This is a genomic window from Paenarthrobacter sp. NPDC091669 (genome assembly GCF_044756725.1).
Taxonomy (GTDB): domain Bacteria; phylum Actinomycetota; class Actinomycetes; order Actinomycetales; family Micrococcaceae; genus Arthrobacter; species Arthrobacter bambusae_C.
Genome location: NZ_JBIVTK010000014.1, coordinates 38,246 through 58,597 on the forward strand (window position 1 = coordinate 38,246; position 20,352 = coordinate 58,597).

At 64.2% G+C, this 20,352-nt stretch carries 18 protein-coding genes; 10 read left to right on the top strand and 8 right to left on the bottom strand.

All coding sequences use genetic code 11. The annotated features are described in order from the left end of the window. Positions 1-102: 102 nt before the first annotated feature. From ACIQLI_RS19875 to ACIQLI_RS19885, 3 genes are read right to left on the bottom strand one after another with little or no spacing between them, the layout of a single operon-like run. Positions 103-1,443, bottom strand: a complete 1,341-nt coding sequence (locus ACIQLI_RS19875; RefSeq protein ID WP_400391575.1) for an ABC transporter substrate-binding protein — start codon at positions 1,441-1,443, stop codon at positions 103-105. 37 nt (positions 1,444-1,480) lie between these two features. Then, positions 1,481-2,383: a carbohydrate ABC transporter permease gene (locus ACIQLI_RS19880; protein WP_089597596.1), complete on the bottom strand. Its 903-nt coding sequence runs from the start codon at positions 2,381-2,383 to the stop codon at positions 1,481-1,483. A gap of 26 nt (positions 2,384-2,409) precedes the next feature. Beyond that, positions 2,410-3,363 carry a carbohydrate ABC transporter permease gene (locus ACIQLI_RS19885; protein WP_400391579.1) on the bottom strand — a complete coding sequence of 318 codons (954 nt, stop codon included), beginning with the start codon at positions 3,361-3,363 and terminating at the stop codon, positions 2,410-2,412. 212 nt (positions 3,364-3,575) lie between these two features. Here ACIQLI_RS19885 and ACIQLI_RS19890 point away from each other — a divergent pair, with 212 nt between their 5' ends. Both ACIQLI_RS19890 and ACIQLI_RS19895 read left to right on the top strand, forming a co-directional pair. After that, entirely contained in the window at positions 3,576-4,775 is a 1,200-nt protein-coding gene (locus tag ACIQLI_RS19890) for a Gfo/Idh/MocA family oxidoreductase (protein ID WP_354229305.1), read from the top strand. Between the two features lie 14 nt (positions 4,776-4,789). Beyond that, positions 4,790-5,809, top strand: a complete 1,020-nt coding sequence (locus tag ACIQLI_RS19895) for a LacI family DNA-binding transcriptional regulator (RefSeq protein ID WP_400391582.1) — start codon at positions 4,790-4,792, stop codon at positions 5,807-5,809. 32 nt (positions 5,810-5,841) lie between these two features. Here the strand turns inward: ACIQLI_RS19895 and ACIQLI_RS19900 are convergent, their stop codons facing one another. Next, positions 5,842-7,212 carry an FtsX-like permease family protein gene (locus tag ACIQLI_RS19900; protein ID WP_400391585.1) on the bottom strand — a complete coding sequence of 457 codons (1,371 nt, stop codon included), beginning with the start codon at positions 7,210-7,212 and terminating at the stop codon, positions 5,842-5,844. Then, positions 7,205-7,993 carry an ABC transporter ATP-binding protein gene (locus ACIQLI_RS19905; protein ID WP_400391587.1) on the bottom strand — a complete coding sequence of 263 codons (789 nt, stop codon included), beginning with the start codon at positions 7,991-7,993 and terminating at the stop codon, positions 7,205-7,207. Before ACIQLI_RS19905 ends, ACIQLI_RS19900 begins: the two co-directional genes overlap by 8 nt. A 180-nt stretch (positions 7,994-8,173) precedes the next feature. Between ACIQLI_RS19905 and ACIQLI_RS19910 the strand changes: the two genes are divergently transcribed. Genes ACIQLI_RS19910 through ACIQLI_RS19930 form a run of 5 tightly spaced genes read left to right on the top strand, consistent with a single transcriptional unit; the run spans position 8,174 to position 13,535 of the window. Continuing rightward, on the top strand, positions 8,174-8,548 hold the full coding sequence (locus ACIQLI_RS19910; protein WP_400391592.1) for a hypothetical protein: 375 nt from the start codon (positions 8,174-8,176) through the stop codon (positions 8,546-8,548). Continuing rightward, positions 8,548-10,134 (top strand): ATP-binding protein, encoded by a 1,587-nt coding sequence (locus ACIQLI_RS19915; protein ID WP_400391595.1) that lies wholly within the window; start codon positions 8,548-8,550, stop codon positions 10,132-10,134. Before ACIQLI_RS19910 ends, ACIQLI_RS19915 begins: the two co-directional genes overlap by 1 nt. After that, positions 10,131-10,790 carry a response regulator transcription factor gene (locus ACIQLI_RS19920; RefSeq protein ID WP_400391598.1) on the top strand — a complete coding sequence of 220 codons (660 nt, stop codon included), beginning with the start codon at positions 10,131-10,133 and terminating at the stop codon, positions 10,788-10,790. The genes ACIQLI_RS19915 and ACIQLI_RS19920 overlap by 4 nt, the downstream gene beginning before the upstream one ends. After that, positions 10,787-12,307 carry an SLC13 family permease gene (locus tag ACIQLI_RS19925; RefSeq protein ID WP_400391600.1) on the top strand — a complete coding sequence of 507 codons (1,521 nt, stop codon included), beginning with the start codon at positions 10,787-10,789 and terminating at the stop codon, positions 12,305-12,307. Before ACIQLI_RS19920 ends, ACIQLI_RS19925 begins: the two co-directional genes overlap by 4 nt. Before the next feature lie 28 nt (positions 12,308-12,335). Then, positions 12,336-13,535, top strand: a complete 1,200-nt coding sequence (locus tag ACIQLI_RS19930; RefSeq protein WP_400391603.1) for a glycerate kinase — start codon at positions 12,336-12,338, stop codon at positions 13,533-13,535. 3 nt (positions 13,536-13,538) lie between these two features. Here ACIQLI_RS19930 and ACIQLI_RS19935 read toward each other — a convergent pair whose 3' ends face one another. Both ACIQLI_RS19935 and acs read right to left on the bottom strand, forming a co-directional pair. Next, positions 13,539-14,327 carry a DeoR/GlpR family DNA-binding transcription regulator gene (locus ACIQLI_RS19935; protein ID WP_354229321.1) on the bottom strand — a complete coding sequence of 263 codons (789 nt, stop codon included), beginning with the start codon at positions 14,325-14,327 and terminating at the stop codon, positions 13,539-13,541. 168 nt (positions 14,328-14,495) lie between these two features. Further along, a complete protein-coding gene (gene acs / locus ACIQLI_RS19940) occupies positions 14,496-16,535 on the bottom strand; it encodes an acetate--CoA ligase (protein ID WP_400391745.1) in 2,040 nt (679 codons plus the stop codon). A gap of 470 nt (positions 16,536-17,005) precedes the next feature. Here acs and ACIQLI_RS19945 point away from each other — a divergent pair, with 470 nt between their 5' ends. From ACIQLI_RS19945 to ACIQLI_RS19955, 3 genes are read left to right on the top strand one after another with little or no spacing between them, the layout of a single operon-like run. Continuing rightward, positions 17,006-18,466: a hypothetical protein gene (locus tag ACIQLI_RS19945; protein ID WP_400391606.1), complete on the top strand. Its 1,461-nt coding sequence runs from the start codon at positions 17,006-17,008 to the stop codon at positions 18,464-18,466. An 11-nt stretch (positions 18,467-18,477) separates the two neighbouring features. Continuing rightward, positions 18,478-19,281, top strand: a complete 804-nt coding sequence (gene nth / locus ACIQLI_RS19950) for an endonuclease III (RefSeq protein ID WP_400391609.1) — start codon at positions 18,478-18,480, stop codon at positions 19,279-19,281. Beyond that, positions 19,268-19,945, top strand: a complete 678-nt coding sequence (locus tag ACIQLI_RS19955; protein ID WP_400391611.1) for an NUDIX hydrolase — start codon at positions 19,268-19,270, stop codon at positions 19,943-19,945. Before nth ends, ACIQLI_RS19955 begins: the two co-directional genes overlap by 14 nt. 51 nt (positions 19,946-19,996) lie before the next feature. On the opposite strand, the gene ACIQLI_RS19960 is transcribed toward ACIQLI_RS19955, so the two are convergent. After that, on the bottom strand, positions 19,997-20,197 hold the full coding sequence (locus tag ACIQLI_RS19960; RefSeq protein ID WP_354512305.1) for a DUF1508 domain-containing protein: 201 nt from the start codon (positions 20,195-20,197) through the stop codon (positions 19,997-19,999). Between the last annotated feature and the right edge of the window lie 155 nt (positions 20,198-20,352).

Consider the following 20,352-nt stretch of genomic DNA (forward strand, 5'->3'; position numbering starts at 1 on the left):
TCTGAGCCTGAACGGCGTGTTGTGGGGCCTGCTCTGCGCGCTTCGCGAGGGACTGAGGGCGCAGAGCGGGCCCCACAACGGGTGGGTTGGAACGGGGTGGGGCTACTTGAAGAGATTGTTGACCTGGTTATTCGCTTCGGTCAACGAGGACGCGGGCTTCTTGCCGGAGAGTACGGCATCCATGGCCGGCTTCATGATGCCGTCAACCTTGGCCGCCTTGTCTGCGATGGGGAAAAGGAATGTGGTGCCGTCCTTCACGTGCGTGGTGAAGGCGGAAACGTCCGTGCCCTTGTCAGCGAAGGCCTTGGCGGCAATCTCGGACGAGCTGGTGAGCGCCGGGAAGACCACTGCCTTGCTTGCCACGACGTCCTGGCAAGCGGTGGAGCCAAGGTACTCGACCCACTTGACGCTGGCGCCGGGGTTCTTGGTGCCGGCCCAGATGGAGTCGGCCAAGCCGTTGAACATGGAAGCGCGCTCGCCGTTAGGACCCTTGGGTGTGGGAGCGAAGGCAGTCTCGATGCCCTTGTAGGTCTGGTACTGGCCGATCAACCAGTCACCGTTGGTGTTGATCGCAGACTTTCCGGCTCCGAAGCTGTCCGGCATGCTGGCACCCACCGTGGTCTCCAGCTTGGGCATGTAGCCCTTGTCCACCAAGCCGGCCCACCAGGCGATGGTCTCCTGGAAACGGGGGTCGTCGTAGTTGAACTTGCTGCCCCACGGGTTCTTGTCCGTTGCCGTCCAGCCAGTGGTGGCGGTCAGGAAGCTCCACTCGGTTTGGCCCTGGCCGGACCCGCTGCCTGTCAGGCCCAGTCCGTAGGTGGCCACGTTGTTCTTATCGAACCCCGCTTCATCCCCACGCTTGCCGTTCTTGTCCACGGTGAGGTGCGCGATGGTCTTCTCGTAGCTGCCACCGTCCTTAGGATTCCAATCAAGCGAAGCCATTTGCTCTGCAGAGATTCCGGCGGCGTCCGTCATGGCCTTGTTGTAGAACAAGCCCACGGTGTCCCAGTCCTTCGGAAGGCCGTAGCGTTTGCCATCCTGGCCGACCCAAAGCTCAGGGAGTCCTTTGGTGTACGCGTCCAGCTTGATTCCGTCCTTCTCCACAGCCTCATCCAAGGAGAGCAACTGCTTCTTGGCTGCGTACTCGGGGTATTTGGAGAGGTGGTTGGTAAAGACGTCCGGGGCTGTTCCGGCCACGAAGCCATTGGTCAGGGTGGTCCAGTAGTCGTCCCATCCGCGCTGGGTGATCTTGACCTTGATGTCCGGGTTGGCCTTGGTGAAGTCGTCAGCGCATTGCTGGTAGGCCGGGAGTTGGTTGGCGTCCCAGAGCCAGTAGTTGATCTCACCCTTGGCATCGGTGGAAGCAGGGGCGGAACCGCCACAGGCGGACAGGGTCAGGGCGATGGCGGCGGCAGCAGCGGCGACGCCGAGGGTTTTCTCCATAACGGACCTTTCGAGGATGACTTTCAGGGGGTGCGGTTTATTTGATTCCGGAGAATCCGATGGAGTTGACTACCTTCTTGCCGAAGGCGATGAACAGCAGGAAGATCGGCAGCGCAGCCACGAGGGTCCCGGCCATGAGCCCGGACCAGTCCAGGGCGCCTTGCGGGGACTGTGACTTGAAGACGCTCAGCCCGACGGTGAGCACGCGGACGTTCTCGTCCTGGCCCACCAGCAGCGGCCAGAAGTATTCGTTCCACTGACCGATGAAGGTCAGCAGCGCCAGGGTGGCGATGGGGGCGGCGGCGTTGGGAAGCACGATCTGGAAGAAGATGCGCAGGTGCTTGGCGCCGTCGAGCATTGCCGCTTCCTCCACCTCGCGGGACATGCTGAGGAAGAACTGGCGCAGGAAGAAGATGGCAAACGGAGTCATGAACAGGAACGGCAGGGACATTCCGGCCATGGTGTTCAGCAGACCGAGGTTCTTGATCATGAGGAAGTTGGGCAGGGCCGTGAAGATCGGGGGAACCATCATGGTGGTCAGGAAGACGGCGAACACTTTGTTCCGGCCGGGCCAGCGCAACCGTGCGAAGGCATAGGCGGCCATCGCGCTGAAGAACACCTGGCCGGCTGTGGTGATGGTGGCGAAAATGATGGAGTTGCGCAGGTAGAGCCAGAAGTTGATGGCCGCACCGGAGCCGCCGTCGGCGATTGCTTCTTCGGTGGTCTGCAGGCCAAGTACACGTTTGAACGCACCCCAGCTGAAGTCGGCCGGCAGGAGGTTGCCGGCGTTGGAGGCCAGCGCGCTGTTGCTGGACAGTGCCGTCCGCAGCATCCACAGGAACGGTGCGATGGTGATGGCGAGGGCGACGGCGACCAGCACCCACGCGCCGATCCGGCGCCAGTTGAGGGGCTTCTTGCGGGAAATGGTTGAGGTAGTCATGGCGGTTTCCTTAGTCCACATCCGGCTTAGTCCAGGTCCGATTCATTGCCCTTGAGGAACTTCATTTGCACGAAGGCCACCAGGGCGAGGATGACGAAGAGGATCACGGACAGGGCGGAGGCGTAGCCGAAGTCGGACTCGCCGAAGGCTTTTTGGTAGATGTACATCTGGATCACGCGGGAGGCGTTGACGGGGCCACCGTTGGTGGTGACGGCCACAGTGTCGAACACCTGGAAGGAACCGATCACGGTGACCACCAATACCAACACCAGGACGGGGCGGAGCAGCGGCATGGTGACGCTCCAGAACGTCCGGGTGGGGGACGCGCCGTCGAGGTTTGCTACCTCATAGAGGTGGTTCGGGATGGACTGGAGGCCCGCGAAAATCAGCAGCGCCGTGTAGCCCATGTGCCGCCAGACGTTCACGAAGGCGATGGTGGGAATGGCCCATTGCTCGCTGCCGAAGAAGGCGACACGGGGAAGCCCTACCCAGCTCATGACTTCGTTGACGATGCCCAGCTGGTAGTCGAGCATCCAGAACCAGAGGAGGGCGACGATGACGTTGGCCACCAGGAACGGGAGGAGCAGTGCCCCGCGGACGAACGTGGACTTGGCAACCCGGTGCATCAGCAGGGCCAGTCCCAAGGCAATGACGGTCTGGAAGCCGATGTTGAGGCCGACGTACTGGAGGGTGACGCCCATGGCGTTCCAGAACAGTTCGTCGGCGAAGATCGCGGTGTAGTTCTTGATCCCGATCCAGGTGGGCTCACCCAGGATGCTGTATTCCGTGAAGCTGAGGTAAATGCCGCGGATGGTAGGAACCAGGAAGAAAGCTACGAAGCCGATCACGGCCGGGAAGATGAAGAAGAGGGCGATTTTCAGGTCGCCGATGCGGCTGGTCATGCTGCGTTTGGCAGGTTGGAGCTTGCGTCCTCCGGAACGCCCCGAGGCCTTCCCGGGTTGCTTGGTTAGCGTGGTCATCGTCGACCCTTCCTGACTGTGATATGGGTAACAACTGGAGCTGAATCTACACGAGTAGATTTGGGAAGCGCAAGGCATTGCTGGAAATTCTGGTGGAAAATGTTCGAATCTGTTCTGTCTGTTGACTCGTGTAGATCGCGGTGGAAGACTCGTGGAGAACCCAAAAAGGGACGCTTCGCAAGCTGCGCCTGCAGCTTCAGGAAAGGCAAACAATGACGTTTTCGATCGGTGTTGTGGGTGCCGGGCAGTTCGGCAGCCAGTTCGCACACTTGTTCAAGCTCCACCCGGGCGTCAGCGCTGTCTACGCAGTGGATGAACTCCCCGAGCGTGCAGCTGCAGCCCAGGAACGCTGGGGCCTGGATGGTGTCAAGGGCAGCTTTGAGGAGTTGTTGGAGTCCGACGTCGATGCTGTCGCCATCTTCACGCAGCGGTGGACGCACGGGCCCTTGGTCGAGCGTGCCCTGCGAGCTGGAAAACACGTCTATTCAGCGGTGCCGATGGCCATTTCCGAAGAAGAAATTGCCCGGATCATCGAAGCCGTACGCGAGACCAAGCTGGTGTACGCGATGGGGGAGACCAGCTACTACAACCCCGCCACCGTGTTCGCCCGCGAGCAGCACGCCGCCGGCAAGTTCGGCCGCATCTTCTACACCGAGGGTGACTACGTCCACGACATGGACCTGGGATTCTACGAGGCCTACCAGTACAGCGGCGGAGAGCGTTGGAAGGAAACTGCCAGCTACCCGCCCATGCTCTACCCCACCCACGCCATCGGCGGCGTCCTTGGCGCTGTGCCCGGCCACGCGGTCAGCGTCAGCTGCATCGGCGTGAAGGACCAACGCGGCGACGGTGTCTTCGACAAGGAAGTCAGCATGTTCGCCAACGACTTCTCCAACGCCACGGCGCTGTTCGAAATGAACGACGGCGGTGCGATGCGGACCAATGAGATGCGCCGCGTCGGCTACCCCTCGCACATCCGGGAATCACGCTTCCGCTTCTTCGGCACCGACGCCAGCTTTGAACAACTCGCCACCACCACCGTGTGGCAGGACAAGTCTTCCGTGCAGGACGTCTCCGAGCAGGTGGAAACCAAGCCCACCATGTCCGCCGATGATCCCTCGCTGGCAGATGTGGCACCGGAACTGCGGGACGCCTTCATTTCCGGACTGGCCCCGGTGCACGATCAGTCCAGGCTTCCGCAGGAGTTCCTGGGTGCACCCAACGGGCATGAAGGCAGCCACCAATTCCTGGTGGACGACTTCGTGACGGCCGTGAACAACCGGACGCTTCCACCGGTCAACGCCTGGGTGGCGGCCCGGTTCACCCTCCCCGGCATCGTCGCCCACGAATCCGCACTCCGTGGTGGGGAGCGGCTTCCCATCCGCGACTTCGGTGATGCTCCCGTGGAGTAGCTAGCATTTACCTCATGACGACAACAGCAGTACAAACCCCGCGCGGCCCGGTTACACGCAAAGACGTGGCCCGGTACGCCGGGGTGAGTACCGCCGTCGTGAGTTATGTGGTGAACGGCGGGCCCAAGAACGTAGCCCCGGCCACGGAAGCCAAAGTGCGCGATGCCATCCGTGTCCTGGGGTACCGGCCCAACGCCGCGGCGCGGGCGCTGAAGCTGGGTTCCAGCGAGACGATCGGCGTTGTGGTGCCGGATAACACCAATCCGTTCTTCACGCATCTGGCCCATGCCGTGGAAGAGGCGGCCTCGGAACTGGGCTACGGGATGGTGCTCACCAACTCGGACGGCAGCCTGACCCGCGAGCGTAAGAACATCCGGACCCTGGCTGCACGCCAAGTTGACGGCGTGTTTCTGGCCAGTTGTGTCTTCGACCCCGACGTCACGGAGTTGGAGGCCTCGGAAATCCCGTCGGTCCTCCTGAACAACGCAGGATCCCCGCCGGGTTTTGCCAGCGTTGGCGTGGACCTGGAAGCCGGCGGCCGGGCCGCTGTCCAGCACCTGATAGGCCATGGACACACGAACATCGGACTGGCCATCGGCACCAACACCGGCAACCAACTCGACGGGCGCGAAGTTGGCTGGCTGGCCTCGCTGCGTGAAGCGGGCCTGCCGGATGGCCCCATGCTGCACAGCCCGTTCACCCGGCCCGGCGGCTACGAAGTGGGCAAGCGATTCCTGTCCATGGCCAACCGGCCCACTGCGATCTTCGCCAGCAACGACATGCAGGCCATTGGCATCCTCCGGGCCTTCCACGAGGCCGGAGTCCGGGTGCCCGAGGACATGGCGTTGGTGTCCTTCGACGGGTCCTTGGACTCCGAATACAGTTGGCCCGCACTGACCACGGTGGCGCAGCCAGTCCAACTGATGGCCGAAGCCGCCGTTCGGGCATTGGTGGGCAAGGGCCGCGAGGAGGAACCACAGCACCACATCCTGCCCACCGAGCTGATCATCCGGCAGTCCTGCGGCTGCAAATAGCTCGCGGGAGGTTACGACGGCGGCCGGCCGGGTCAGGAGTCCATGCTCGCGTAGCGCTCCGGGCGGGCCAGCACCTGGCTGATCTGCGCCGTCCCGGCGGCGACGGCCAGACGGACCAGCAAGAAACCGGCGGCGAACACTCCGCCAATGGTCAGGAACACCACGGGCTGGGTCAACAACACCATGCCCGTCAGCGGCAGGACCAGCGCGGCTGCGGCGGCCGCCGAAATGCCGGCCACCAGGAACAACGGCGACATCACAGCTTTGACCCGCGACGCCACCATGAGCTTGCGTGGCATGCCCACACGGTCCAAGGCCACCAGTGTGGAAGCCCGGTCGAGCACCGAAGCTGCCTGGTTCACACCCGCTGAACACGCCACCATCAGGAACGAACCCAGCAGGGTGATCATCACACCCGTATTGATGTCCCTGACCAACAAGGCCGTCTCATCCCCGGCGCTGCCGCCCATGGTGTCCGCCACGGCCATGCCGACGCCTACGAACACCCCCACAAAGCTGGTCATCGCGACGCCCCCAACTTGCCGCCACGATTCCTTGGGGCTTTCCAGCACAGTCCGCGCTGCCAGCAATTGCTCGGGTCGTTTGGCCCGCTTGAGCTGCGAGGACGCCCGCAACCTCAGGATCCACGGACCCATCAGGTTCAACGCCAGCAACGCCAGGCCAAAGCAACCGCCCATGACGGCGATGATCACAATGAACGTGCCAAAGCTGCTGAGCATACCCATGGCCATCACGCCGACAACCACCACAACAGCCGCGATGAGTCCGCGAACCCAATGGACGCCGTCGGCCGATTGCCTGGTCCTGACGCCCAGCGGGGTGACCACAACTTTGCGAAGTCCCAGGGCAGCGCTGGCTGCGGCCAGCACACAGACGCCCAGGATGCAGCCGAGGATGGAGGGCACGGACAGCCAGGCGTGGCCGGCGATGGCCTGGCCGCGGAACTGGATCAGCCCCAGGAAGGGCGCAGCGCAGGCGTAGAGCCCCGCACCGGCCAGCGCGCCCACCGCCGCGAGCACCGTGGACTCGATGACCGTCATCCAGACCACCGTGGCGCTGTCCGCGCCCAACAAGCGCAAGGAAGCCAAGCGGTCATCACGACGGCGGGCGGCGAGTCGGGCGGCCGAGGCGCCGAGCGTCAGGAGCGGGATGATGAGCAAGACCATGGCGACGACGGCGAGCGCTTGGTAAGTGCCTGCGATGTCGTCCGACCAGGACCAGAAAACCTGCGAGCCGCCGGCCACGGTCAGGAGCAGGGCTGTGACTGTTCCGAAGGCGAGGACCGGTAGTCCGGCGTCGCGGAGGCCTGTTTCGCGGAGACTGCTGCCGTTGCTTCGTGCCAGGTAGGGGGTGAGCCGGAGGGCCATGGAGAGACTAGACATTGAAGGCACCCTTGAAGTTGTTGGCGGACGGCGCAGCGGGGGCAACCGGCGCAGCGGGGGTGTTGTCCCGCTGAGCTGGTGAGCCTGGCTGAACAGGCCTGCCGCTGTCCGCCACGATCCTGCCGTCGCGCAACTCGACCACGCGCTGGCATCGGGCTGCCACGTTGGGATCGTGGGTGACCACCAGCAACGTGCGCCCGTTGGCTGCCACCGAGCGAAGCAGGACATCCAGGACTTCATTGGAAGTGGTCGAGTCCAAGGCACCGGTGGGCTCATCAGCAAAGACAACCCGGGCGCCCGTGACCTGGGCCCGGGCGATGGCTACCCGCTGGACCTGTCCGCCGGACAGCTCGCCCAGCCGGCGCTGTTCCATGCCGGTAAGGCCCAACGCTCCAAGCCACTCGGCAGCCCGGGACTCCGAGGTTGCGCGGTCTGTGCCGTTGAGCATCAGCGCCAGTGCAACGTTCTCCACGGCGGTCAGTTCCGGCAGGAGCATGCCCTGCTGGAACACGAAGCCGAACTCTTCCCTGCGCAGGCGGGACAACGCTGCGTCGCCGAGGGTATCCAGACGCAAAGGTGCCGTTGGCGTGTTCAAGGTGATCGAACCGGCGTCGGGCCTCAAAATTCCGGCGAGGCAGTGCAGCAGGGTGGTCTTGCCCGACCCGGAGGGTCCGATGATCGCGATGGATTCGCCGGAGTTCGCGGTGAAGTCGACGTGGTCCAGCGCAATGCTGCCGGGGTAATGCTTGGTGAGTTGCTGGGCGTGAAGGATGGCGTTCATAAATCCAGCTTCCCCGAAGGGCACCTCCGCCGGCGTCAGTCCCGCGGCTGAACTCTGCGGCCACGCCTCCACCCGGGGTATGAGACGGGCGGGGAGACGGAGATGCGGGCAAAACCCCGGATGAAGACTTCTTCATTCCCGTTTCATCAGGCCCTCATAGTGGCCTGCAACGATAAACGCATGCAAACAATGCGACGAGTTCTCCTGCTGGGGGCGCTGCTGGTGGTTCCGGTGCTTCTTGCGGTGGCCGGAACCCTGCTTGCGGCTCCTTCAGGACCGCCGGCTGTGGATGCGAATCCGATTGAGCTGGGGCCCGGGCCTGACGGCCGGCCGGCGCCGGGCCTTGAGCCCACGCCCTCGCCGACGACGCCCGCCCCTGCACCGACGACGCCGGGCACCTCACCGACGACGCCCGCGGCAACGCCTCCGCCTGTGGCCCCGGCTCCCACCCCGCCTCCCGCCCCTCCGGTGGTGCCACAGCCTGTCGTGCCACAGCCGGTGGTACCGCCCGTGGTGATTGATGACGATGACGATGCTGGAGAGGTGGACGACTGATGACGATGACGGACACCACAGCAAACACTGCACCACTGCCCGCCGTCCCGGAACGGCATCCCCGCACTGGCAACCCCGGCCCCCGGTCCGGCTCGAAAGTTCCGGCCCGTTGGAGGATCGCGGGGTGGATCCTGCTGACCACGGCACTGACTTTGCTCGCCGTGATGCTGACCATGCGTTCCCTGCTGCTGAACGGCACGCAAACCCAGGCTCATCAGGACATCACCCAGGAGCTCCAGGAATTCCGTGCTTTCGCTGCAGAGGGTGTGGATCCCACCACAGCCAAGCCCTTTACCTCGATTGAGAAGATGCTGGAGATCTTCCTCAGCCGGCAGTCTGCGGCGCAAGGCGAGGTGATTGTGGGAACGGTGGGCCAACGCATCCTCTATACGCCCACGGGTGCGCTCAGCTCGCAGGCAAACGGCCACGACCTCCCGCGGGATCAAGCGTTGATGGACTCGATCCGCACCGGCGACGCTTCATCGGGGATCGCCCATACCAGTGAGGGTGAGATGCACTGGGTTCGCCTGCCCGTGGTGTCCGGCAACGAGACGGGCCACCTGATTGTGGGAATTTACATGGCCCCGCGTGAGGCACAGGTGGCGGGAACAGTCCTCACCATCATCTTCGTGTCGCTGGGTGGGTTGGCTGTAACGGCGGGCATTGCGTGGCTGGTGGCCGGCCAGATCCTGTCGCCGGTCCGTGAAGTCCGCCGCGTGGCGGAGGACATTTCCGAAAGCGACCTGACCGCGCGTGTTCCGGTCCGGGGCAGTGATGACATTTCGGCACTCGCCGTCACGTTCAACACCATGCTGGATCGCATTGAATCGGCGTACCGGACCCAGCGGGCGTTCGTCGATGACGCGTCGCATGAATTGCGCACGCCCATCACCGTGATCCGGGGGCATCTGGAACTCATGGAAGACAACGAGGCAGACAGGGCCCGCACCCTGGCGCTGGTGGACGATGAGCTGGCAAGGATGGGGCGGATTGTGTCGGACTTGCTGCTCCTGGCCAAGGTGGACCGTCCGGGATTCGCACAGCCCCGGCGCACCGACGCCGCAACACTCCTGCTGGATATTGAGGCAAAAGCACAGGTTTTGGGTCCCAGGGGATGGCCCATCCTGGAGATTGCCGAGGGCAGCATCAGCGTTGATACCCAGCGGATGACCCAGGCGGTCCTGCAGTTGGCCACCAATGCATGCCAGTACTCCCCGGAGGGGAGCACTGTCAGCCTTGGGTCACGCTTCGAAGGCGAAGGTGGCGCCCGTCAGTTCACCATCTGGGTTTCGGATCAAGGACGAGGCGTGGAGGAGGAAGAAGCGGCCCGCATCTTCGGCCGTTTCCACCGGGGCCAGGCGGCACAGGATACCGAGCGTGCCCGGCCGGGTGCCGGGTTGGGACTTGCAATCGTCCGCAGCATCGCCGAAGCCCACCAGGGTTCTGCCTGGGTTCGCAGCACCCAGGGTAGCGGCGCAACGTTCGGCATCACGGTGCCGTCACCGATATACGACGACGACGGCGATGCCGGCCCGGGCGGGAACGTCACCGAACGCCTGGATGAAGTGAAGGAGCACCAACAGTGAGCAGGATCCTGATCGCAGAGGATGACCGTCGGATTGCCGACTTCATCGAAAAGGGCTTGAGGGCCGCAGGCTACACGTGCCTGGTGGTGGACGATGGCGCCAGCGCCCTGCTGCTGGCACGTTCCGGCGAGTTCGGCATGATCATCCTGGACATCGGCCTGCCCATGCTCAGCGGCTTCGAAGTCCTTGAACGCCTGCGCAGCGAAGGTTCCAAGACGCCGGTGATCGTCTTGACGGCCAGCGACTCCGTGGCTGACACCGTGTACGGGCTGGAAAGCGGCGCCAATGATTACATGACAAAGCCGTTCCAGTTCGCGGAGCTGCTGGCCCGGATCCGGTTGCGGTTGAACGATGACGCTGACAGCTCGCCGGTCCTGAATCTCACACATGGTGACATGATCCTGGATCTTCGAAGCCGTCGGGTCCGCGTTGGTGATACCGGAGCCGACCTGACAGCCCGCGAGTTCTCACTCCTCGAGGTCTTCCTGCGCCATCCCGGCCAGGTGCTGACCAGGGAGCAGTTGATTTCGCACGCCTGGAACATGGACTTCGATCCGGCGTCGAACGTGGTGGACGTGTACGTCCGTGCACTCCGGGCCAAAATCGGGGCGGAACGGCTGGAGACCGTTCGCGGCGCGGGGTATCGGCTGACATGAGGCAGGTCTTTTACAGCTCAGCCCCCTCCACACCGGCGGATCCGGTGGAGGTTGATGCGGGCAGGAAGATCTTTGGCGTCCTCCGCCCGGCAGCAGCCATCGCCATGCTGGCGGCGCTGGCCATCATGGTGGCGCTTGCCGTGAACTCGGTCAACGGGTGGGGTCTGGACGGCCATGCGGCGGTGACCCTCTGCATCTTTGTGGCTGCCATGTGGTTCTGGATTTTTTCCCCGGTAGAGGACACCTATGTAGCCTTGGGGGCCGCCGTCGCGCTGGTGATCAGCGGGACTCTTCCAACGCAGAGCCTCTTTGCTGCACTGGGCGAGGACACCATCTGGTTGTTGATGGCCGCATTCGTGATTGCCAGCGCTGTCGCATCCACCGGTCTGGCGGCGAGGGGCGCTGCCTTCATCATTTCCGGTGCACGCTCGGTCCGGCAGTTGGCGTATCTGTCCTGCCTGGGCTTGGTGGTGACCGCCTTCGCGATTCCGGCGACCTCCGGCAGGGCAGCGCTGGTCCTGCCCATCTTCCTCACGTTGCGTAAAGTGCTTCAGGACCGGCCTGCCGTGGTGAAGATGCTCGCAGTGCTGTTTCCCACGGTGATCCTCCTGTCCGCGGTCAGCTCGTTCCTGGGCGCCGGAGCTCACCTGATCACCAGCCAGATCCTTCAGTCCGCGGGATTCCAGGGCTTTGACTTTGCTTCGTGGTTGTTGCTGGGCCTGCCGTTGGCTTTGGTCTCGTCCTTCATGGCGGCTGAACTGGTAGTCAGGCTCTTCACGGCGGCCGATGACAGGACCAAACCCCTGGCAATCGACCTGACCGAACTGCAGAAGGACAGCACCCAACGCATCAGCGGACCACTGGACCTGGACGAGCAACGGTCGCTGTTGTTGCTCGCCGCCGTAGTGACCCTGTGGTGTACCGAACCGATCCACGGACTCGACCCCGCTTTGGTGGCCCTCATGGGAGCGCTGGTTGTTTCGCTGCCATGCTACGGATCCGTCACCTTGGGATCCGCGCTGAAGAAGGTGCCCTGGTCCATGTTGATCTTCATGGCCGCCACCCTGGCCCTGGGATCGAGCCTGGTGACCACGGGCGCGGCTGCCTGGCTTGCGAATTCCCTCATGGGACCTGTCGCTGTGTTCGGTGCGGCCAAACCCTACCTTTTTGTGGTGGTTGTGGTGGTGGTATCCACTGCAGCGCACTTGGTGATCCAATCCCGGTCAGCCCGTTCCGCTGTCCTCATCCCCATCGTGGTGGCTTCGGCGGCGCCCATGGGCGTGGAACCGATGGCAGCTGCTTTTGCTTCCACCGCCGCAGCAGGCTTCTGCCATACACTCACCAGTTCCGCGAAACCGGTGGCCATCTTTGCCGAGACGGACGGTCAACCCAACTACCAGCCGGCGGACCTCCTCCGGCTCTCAGCTTGGCTGGCGCCCCTAAGCGCCGTGGTCGTCCTGCTGTTTTCCTTCCTGGTCTGGCCCCTGCTGGGCCTGCCGCTCATCACTTCGCCGTAACCCACAAGAAAAAGGTGCCCTCATGGTCATGTCCATTCCGCAACGCATTCTGGTTGCACCGTCCGGTTTCAAGGAAAGTCTCGACGCCGTGGAAGTCGCCGCCGCGATTTCGGCCGGGATCCGCAGGGTCATCCCGGGCGTCAGCATCAACTCCGTCCCCATGGCAGACGGTGGCGAGGGCACCGCCGCAGCCCTCGCCAGTGCGACGGGAGGCAAGATCATCCGTACGCGGGTCACCGGTCCGGTAGGCCTGCCCGTGGATTCCCACTTTGCTGTCCTCGGCACAGTGGACCGACCCACAGCCGTGGTGGAGATGGCTGCTGCCGCGGGCCTGCGCCTGGTTCCCGGAACCATGCGAAACCCCGGACTGACCACCACACGTGGTGTGGGGGAGTTGATCCTGGCGGCCTTGGACCAGGGTGCCGAACGCATCGTGGTGGGCTGCGGGGATTCAGGCACGTCCGACGGCGGGGCGGGCGCCTTGCGCGCCATGGGGGTCAGAATCCTTGACGTCCACGGCAACGACCTCCCGGAGGGCGGCGCTGCGCTGGCAGATGCCGGGAGCGTGGACTTCTCCGGCCTTGATCCGCGACTGGCCGGATGCCGGTTGGAGCTGGCACTCAATCCGTTCAATGTCCTCTGCGGGCCGCAGGGTGTGGCCCGGGTATTCGGGCCGCAGAAGGGTGCCACGCCGGATCAGGTGGAGCAACTGTCCCAAGGCCTGGACCACTGGGCCGCCCTGCTGGCCGAAGCCACCGGGACGCCGGAGGAATTCCTCAGGAGCGGTGCAGGAACAGGAGCCTCCGGTGGACTCGGGGCTGGACTCGCTGCGGTGGGCGCCCGGCTGGTGCCACGATTCGAACTCTTGCTGGATTCAGGACTGGCCGGGATCGATCTCGACGCCCACATCGCCAACGCCGACCTGGTGGTCACGGCGGAAGGCGCCATTGATTTCCAAACACCCCGGGGAAAAGTCCCGGCCGAAGTTGCGCGCCGCGCCCAGAGGGCAGGAGTCCCCGTGCTGGCTTTCGCAGGTTCCATCGGCAAGGACGCAGCCGACGTCCACGCCGCCGGAATTGACGCAATCGCCGGGATCATCCCGATTCCCATGGACCTGGACCGGGCCGTTGCCGAAGGAGCCACGTTGTTGCAGGAAGCTACGGAGCGCACCTTCCGGGTACTGCTTTTGGGCTCGGCTATCTCGTCCCGCGTGGGTGCGGCGGCTTAGCGGCTAGGATCCTGCGATCCTCAGCTTTGCCACATTCTCGGCCAGCACGCGTCGGGCGTCCTCGCCCAGCAACGAATCGGTGATCAGTTCGTCGGCCTGTTCCAACTGGGCGATCGAGGCGATGCCCACCACGCCCCACTTGCTGTGGTCAGCCAACACAACGGTGCTCCGGGCAGACGTCATGAACGCCCGGTCGGTTTCTGCCTCCAGCAGGTTGGGCGTAGTGAAACCGGCCTGGGCATCCATGCCGTGGACTCCCAGGAACAGGACATCCAGGTGGAGTTGCTTCAGGGAGGCCGTAGCAATCGGTCCCACCAAAGCATCGGACGGCGTGCGCTCGCCGCCGATCAGGATCACCGTGGAGCCAAACCGGGCGGGCCCTGAGGAGGACCCGTGATGAAAGAGGTCGGCGATGCGCACGGAGTTGGTGACAACGGTAATGCGGGGGCCGTGGACCAGTTCTTGTGCAAGGGCCCACGTGGTGGTTCCGGCGCTGAGGCCGATCGCCATGCCCTCCTGGACCATCGAGGCGGCCTCGACGGCAATGGCATGCTTCTCGGCGGTGAGCTGAGTGGACTTCAGCTCGAATCCCGGCTCATGCGTGCTTGCATCACCGGGCAATTTGGCTCCGCCGTGGATGCGCTCCACGCGGCCGGTTTCCTCCAGTGCTTCGATGTCCCGGCGGACGGTCATGGGGGAGACCCCCAGCAACTGTGCGAGGTCCGAGACCCGGACCACGCGTTCGCGCTGGACGGCATCAATGATGGCTGAGTGGCGTGCTGCCTGAAGCATCAGGGCCTTTCTGGAGGGCCTCGTTCAAGGTGAGGCTGAGTCTGGCTCCAGTCTAGGACGCGGCCCCTCCGCCCGGCGGCTCATCGGGTCGCGGCGTCGTCACTCACCTGCTTTAACGTACGACGGCGCCGCTCACCACGGGAGGTGAGCGGCGCCGTCGTATATTGCTTACTTGCGGAGCGAATCCGCGATCTGCTGCATGATGCCGGGATCTGCCAGAGTGGTGGCGTCGCCGGTGTCGCGGCCTTCTGCGATGTCCTTGAGGAGGCGGCGGACAATCTTTCCGGAGCGTGTCTTGGGAAGTTCCGGGACGATCAGCAGTTGCTTGGGCTTGGCGATCGGGCCGATTTCCTTGCCCACGTGGTTGCGCAGTTCGAGGACGGTTTCGTCGCCATTGTTCACGGCGTCACCGCGGAGGATGACGAATGCGACGACGGCCTGGCCGGTGGTGTCGTCGGCGGCACCCACCACTGCTGCTTCGGCAACGGACGGGTGGCTGACCAGTGCGGACTCGATTTCCGTGGTGGAGAGGCGGTGGCCGGAGACGTTCATGACGTCGTCCACGCGGCCCAGGAGCCAGACGTCGCCGTCCTCATCCTTCTTGGCGCCATCGCCGGCAAAGTACATGGCCTCGAAGCGGGACCAGTAGGTGTCCTTGAATCGCTCGGGGTCGCCCCAAATGCCGCGCAGCATGGAGGGCCACGGTTCGCGGACCACCAAATAGCCGCCTTCCCCGTTGGCTACTGGCTGGCCGGCTTCGTCCACCACGTCCACGGCGATGCCGGGCAGCGGAACCTGGGCCGAGCCGGGCTTGGTGGCCGTGACTCCGGGCAGCGGGGCGATCATTTGCGCGCCGGTTTCCGTTTGCCACCAGGTGTCCACGATCGGTGCCGGGTGTTCCTTCTTTTCACCGTTCTTACCGGCGTTGGCACCGATAACGTCCCGGTACCACATCCACGCTTCCGGGTTGATGGATTCGCCCACAGAGCCCAGGACGCGGATGGAGGAGAGGTCGTACTTGTCCGGGATGTCCCGGCCCCACTTCATGAACGTCCGGATCGCAGTCGGTGCGGTGTAAAGGATGGAGACCTTGTACTTCTCCACGATTTCCCACCAGCGGCCCTGGTGGGGGGAGTCCGGGGTGCCTTCGTACATGACCTGGGTGGCGCCGTTGATGAGCGGCGCGTAGGTGACGTACGAGTGGCCGGTGACCCATCCGACGTCGGCGGTGCACCAGTACACGTCCGTTTCCGGGTGGAGGTCGAAGACCGCCTTGTGCGTGTAGGCGCCCTGGGTGAGGTAGCCGCCGGTGGTGTGCAGGATGCCCTTGGGCTTGCCGGTGGTGCCGGAGGTGTAGAGGATGAACAGCGGGTGCTCGGAGTCGTGCCCGACGGCGGTGTGCTCTTTCTCTGCAGCGTCAACGGTGTCGCTCCACCAGAGGTCGCGGCCCTCCACCCAGTTGACGTCTTCGCCGTTGCGCTTGACCACCACAACGTTTTGAACGGTATGACCTTCTTTGGAGAGGGCTTCGTCCACTGCGGGCTTCAGGGCGCTGGGCTTGCCGCGGCGGTAGGTGCCGTCGGCGGTGACTACCAGCTTGGCTTCGGCGTCCTCGATGCGGGAACGCAGGGCATCGGCGGAGAAGCCACCGAACACCACGGAGTGCACGGCGCCGATCCTGGCGCAGGCAAGGAGCGTGATGACGGCCTCGGGGATCATGGGCAGGTAAACGGCCACGCGGTCGCCCTTGGCCACGCCGAGGGACTCGAAAGCGTTGGCGGCCTTCTTCACCTCTTCGGTCAGTTGCGCGTACGTGTACGTGCGGGTGTCCCCGGGCTCTCCTTCAAAGTAAATGGCAACGCGGTCGCCCAAGCCATTTTCAACATGACGGTCCAGCGCGTTGTACGCAGCGTTGACCTCGCCGCCGACGAACCACTTGGCGAACGGCGGGTTGGACCAATCCAAGGCCTCGGTGAAGTCCTTGTCCCAGGTCAACAGCTCGCGGGCCTGCTTGGCCCAGAACGCGGGACGGTCCGCTTCTGCCTCTTTATAGGCGTCCGCGCTTGTCACACTGTTTGCGGCGAAGTCTGCAGAAGGCGCGAACTTGCGGTTCTCGTGGAGGAGGTTTTCAAGCGCCTCGACGTGTGCCCCGTTCTGAGCAGTTGAAGCTGCAGCGGTGGCCGTGGATCCGGTGGTGTCCTGGGACATGGTGAACCTCATCATTCATCGATCTTTGCTGCGCGGAACCTGCCGCGAGGTTCCCGCCCGGGCCGTCGTCGGCGTCGAACGTCTCCCCGAAAGGTCCGCAGAGTGCTGTCCGCCATCAACACTATCGCTTCGAAAGGTCCTACGTGTGCGTGGTCACAAACGCGCCAGCGAGCGGCGCCGATTTAGCGACGAATGGCGGCACCGGCGTCCGGGAACCGTTTACATGACGCACGACGGCGGCACCCTCCCGCCGTAGTATGCGCTGCCGAAGCCGGTCACTATCTGTAAGGGACCTTGGAGTTTGCTGTGGGCGAAGCCGGATGGCCGTTTTCAGCTAGAACCCTGTCAGTGGGGTGGCATAGGCTGAAGAAGTCTTGGGACGCACCTCGAGCGTGACCGGTTTTCCGCGGAATCCTGCGGGGGTCACCTGTCCGGACTGCCCAGGACGCCGCCGTACGAAGGAGAAATAGATGAACCAGCTGAGCCCAGGCCCGCACGACTCACCCCGGACGGGACCGGACACCACGGCTGGAACGGCCACCGCACCAGGTGGCAACGCTGCTGGGAATCCTGACGCTGCCAAGAACGGCGCCGCCAAAAGCGACGCCACCAAGTACGACGCCGTCGCAGGGCCGTTCACCATCCGCGACCTGACAGTCTTCGGCTCCACGCTGCTGATGTTCGTCGCTTCCCTGCTGCCCATGTTCGGAGAGCGTTACAACCTCTGGAACCTTGGAAACCTGTTTTTCCTGCTGCTGGGCATCATTCTGCCGTTGGTTGTGGTGGCGCTCTTCGTTGCCCGCAGATTGCAGCCGGGAACCATCGTCCGCGTGGGTTCGCTGTCTGTTGACCAGTTCGCGTCCGTCACCGCGGCATTCGCTTTCCCGCTCTTCTTCCTGACCATCGCCAACTCCTTCAACGGCGGCGTCCTGCTGGGCCTGATCGGCTCTGTGGGCCTCGTGGCCGCGACCGTCCTTGCTCCGCACCTTCCGTGGCTGTCGGCCGATTTCAAGGGCCGCACCGAAACGCCGGCCCACGTTGTTGCCCGCGAAGCCGCAGTGCCCAGCCGTAAGCCTGCTGCTCCCAAAGCACCCAAGGAACCCGCAGCTCCCAAGACCGCCGCAGGAACGTCCGCGGCTGCTCCGGCGCCCGGGTTCCAGGGTTCGACGTCCGGACACCAGACTCCCGGATCTGAAGCTCCCGGTGCCGCGGCTGCTGCGGCCTCTACCGGAGTGCCCGGCACGGCTACTTCAGGGGCCGGCGCTTCCGCTGGTGCTGGTGCCGCTGGTGCTGGTGCCAGTCCGTTCGCTCCGCCAGCCAGCCACGGAGCTGCACCGTCGGCCGCAACGGAGGCTCCCGCCGTCGTGCATTCAGCGGACGTGACCTCAACGGGCAGCACTCCGGCCGCCAGCGCTCCGGCAGGCCAGACATCAGCCGGGGCAAGCGCTGGTACTTCAGCGCCCACTCCGGCACAGGAGCTTGGGAAGGGTGCTGAGGCAGGGACGGAAGCCGGTAAGACCCCGGCGGCCGCTGAGCCCGCTACCTCTGAGGCTGCCACTACCCAGCACGCCACGCAGCCAGCAGCACAGCAGCAGCCTGCCGCCCAGCAACCCGCCCAACAGCCGTGGGCTGCCACCATGGCCACTCCCATCGTTTCCGGCGACACCCGGAGAGTCAGCGACTCGATCGGTGCCACCGTGGACCCGGCCAGCCGTCCGGAAGAATCCGATTCCCCGCAGTATGAGGCGTTCTGGTTCGCTGTGGCCCAGCCCAGGACCGCGTACGACGAACAATCGGGAGCTCCTGCCTTCACCATCGAACCCGGTGGCTGGGTGCTCGCGCTGGAGGACCGGGGCCATGAATTCCTGGTGCAGGACACCGACGGCAAGGTTGGGGTTCTTCGGGAGCTCAGCAACATCGAACGCGGCTAAGCGGGGATCCCGTGGCCATCGCTGAAGCTGGTTCGCTGCTCGCACTCAAACGCCGGGCCCGCAAGATCAACAGGGTTCTCGCTGAAAAGTACCCCTACGCCCATGCGGAGTTGGATTTCAGGAACCCCTTTGAGCTGGTGGTGGCTACGGTCCTCTCAGCCCAGACCACCGATGTGCTGGTCAACCAGGTCACCAAGATCCTGTTTGCCCGGTATCCGGATGCGCGGGCCATGGCGGAGGCTGATCCCGTGGAACTGGAGACCATCCTTCAGCCCACTGGCTTCTTCCGGGCCAAAGCGCGGAACGTCCTGGCACTGAGCAACCGGCTGGTGGATGAGTACGACGGCGAGGTCCCGGGCAGGCTGGAGGACCTGGTGACGTTGCCTGGCGTCGGACGGAAAACGGCCAACGTGGTTCTTGGTAATGCCTTCGGCGTCCCCGGGATTACGGTGGACACGCACTTCGGACGGCTGGCCCGGCGCTTCGGGTGGACGGCTTCCGATGATCCGGTGAAGATCGAGTTCGACGTCGCGGAGCTGTTCGAACCCAAGGATTGGACCATGTTGTCGCATCGGGTGGTCTTCCACGGCCGCAGGGTGTGCCATGCCAGGAAGCCTGCGTGCGGTGCCTGTCCGGTTGCCAGTCTCTGTCCCAGTTACGGCGACGGCGAGACTGATCCGGTCAAGGCCGCCAAGCTTCTGAAGTACGAGCTCGCCCCGGGCAATGAGGCACTGCTGGAGCAGCTTTTGGCGGAAACCCACCGCGCCGCGGAAATCCGCATGGAATCGCAAAGGAGGCCCGGTGACCGCGCTTGAGGAATTGTCTGCGCTGGTGACCCGCTTCGAGGCTGGCGAACAGCAGCACTCTGCCCTGTGGGAGAGGCTGCCCGTCCTTCCGGAGACCAACCGGCCCGCCGCCGTACTCATGCTTTTTGGCGTGTTGGATGACGTGCCGGCTGAGTCCGGGCGCCCGATAGCCCCGGCCGACCTCGACGTCCTGTTGCTGGAGCGGGCGCACACCCTTGACGACCATCCCGGCCAGGTAGCTTTCCCCGGCGGCATGGTGGACCCGGAGGATGAGTCGGTGGTGGCTGCAGCGTTGCGGGAAGCAGTGGAAGAAACCGGGCTGGACGCCGGCGGAGTCCGCGTTCTCGGCGTCATCCCCGAGCTTGGACTGATCCGCAGCAATTTCCGAGTGACACCCGTGCTGGGCTGGTGGGATGCGCCGTCGCCTGTCCGCGTAGTTGATTACGCCGAATCCGCACAGGTGTTCAGGGTTCCGGTGCGCGACCTCCTGGATCCCGTCAACCGGGTCACGGCCACCATTTCCCGCTTCGGACGCACGTACACCAGCCCGGGCTTCACCGTGAACGGCGTGCTGATTTGGGGCTTTACAGGGATGGTCCTGAGCGGGCTCTTTGACGAACTCGGCTGGACCGTCCCCTGGGACACGGACAAACTCCGCGACGTCGATCTCTAGCAGCCGGTGTCTTTCCGCAGCGCCGGGGTTTTGAGTCGCGCTGGTTCGCTGTCAGGCGGCCCTGCGTGCCGCCGTCGAACGATCCACTACCAGTCCGGTGGCAGCGTTTTCGCGGACGGCGTTGATGCCTGCAATGACACCCTCAAGGTGTCTGAACGTCGGTGATTCGGCCACGACGGTTCCGTCGGCCGCGGTCAGGCGGAACCGGTACGTTTCGTCGTTGTCCTTAAGAATTTCAAACCTGCCAGCCATTGATGCTCCCCCTTGATGCTTCCTTGCACACATATGTGGACCAGCAATGTATCCACATAGTGAAAGTAACCAGAACCGGGGGAGAACAAAAGTTACTTGGCGGTACCGGTCATTCGGCCTCATCTGGCGAGATATGACTGGATAGTCCACGAGGT

What these genes read in the sequence shown, in the direction of transcription:
- ACIQLI_RS19875 (WP_400391575.1), bottom strand. Translation starts at nt 1,443, where the DNA reads ATGGAGAAAACCCTCGGCGTCGCCGCTGCTGCCGCCGCCATCGCCCTG.
- ACIQLI_RS19880 (WP_089597596.1), bottom strand. Translation starts at nt 2,383, where the DNA reads ATGACTACCTCAACCATTTCCCGCAAGAAGCCCCTCAACTGGCGCCGG.
- ACIQLI_RS19885 (WP_400391579.1), bottom strand. Translation starts at nt 3,363, where the DNA reads ATGACCACGCTAACCAAGCAACCCGGGAAGGCCTCGGGGCGTTCCGGA.
- ACIQLI_RS19890 (WP_354229305.1), top strand. Translation starts at nt 3,576, where the DNA reads ATGACGTTTTCGATCGGTGTTGTGGGTGCCGGGCAGTTCGGCAGCCAG.
- ACIQLI_RS19895 (WP_400391582.1), top strand. Translation starts at nt 4,790, where the DNA reads ATGACGACAACAGCAGTACAAACCCCGCGCGGCCCGGTTACACGCAAA.
- ACIQLI_RS19900 (WP_400391585.1), bottom strand. Translation starts at nt 7,212, where the DNA reads ATGTCTAGTCTCTCCATGGCCCTCCGGCTCACCCCCTACCTGGCACGA.
- ACIQLI_RS19905 (WP_400391587.1), bottom strand. Translation starts at nt 7,993, where the DNA reads ATGAACGCCATCCTTCACGCCCAGCAACTCACCAAGCATTACCCCGGC.
- ACIQLI_RS19910 (WP_400391592.1), top strand. Translation starts at nt 8,174, where the DNA reads ATGCAAACAATGCGACGAGTTCTCCTGCTGGGGGCGCTGCTGGTGGTT.
- ACIQLI_RS19915 (WP_400391595.1), top strand. Translation starts at nt 8,548, where the DNA reads ATGACGATGACGGACACCACAGCAAACACTGCACCACTGCCCGCCGTC.
- ACIQLI_RS19925 (WP_400391600.1), top strand. Translation starts at nt 10,787, where the DNA reads ATGAGGCAGGTCTTTTACAGCTCAGCCCCCTCCACACCGGCGGATCCG.
- ACIQLI_RS19930 (WP_400391603.1), top strand. Translation starts at nt 12,336, where the DNA reads ATGTCCATTCCGCAACGCATTCTGGTTGCACCGTCCGGTTTCAAGGAA.
- ACIQLI_RS19935 (WP_354229321.1), bottom strand. Translation starts at nt 14,327, where the DNA reads ATGCTTCAGGCAGCACGCCACTCAGCCATCATTGATGCCGTCCAGCGC.
- acs (WP_400391745.1), bottom strand. Translation starts at nt 16,535, where the DNA reads ATGTCCCAGGACACCACCGGATCCACGGCCACCGCTGCAGCTTCAACT.
- ACIQLI_RS19945 (WP_400391606.1), top strand. Translation starts at nt 17,006, where the DNA reads ATGAACCAGCTGAGCCCAGGCCCGCACGACTCACCCCGGACGGGACCG.
- ACIQLI_RS19960 (WP_354512305.1), bottom strand. Translation starts at nt 20,197, where the DNA reads ATGGCTGGCAGGTTTGAAATTCTTAAGGACAACGACGAAACGTACCGG.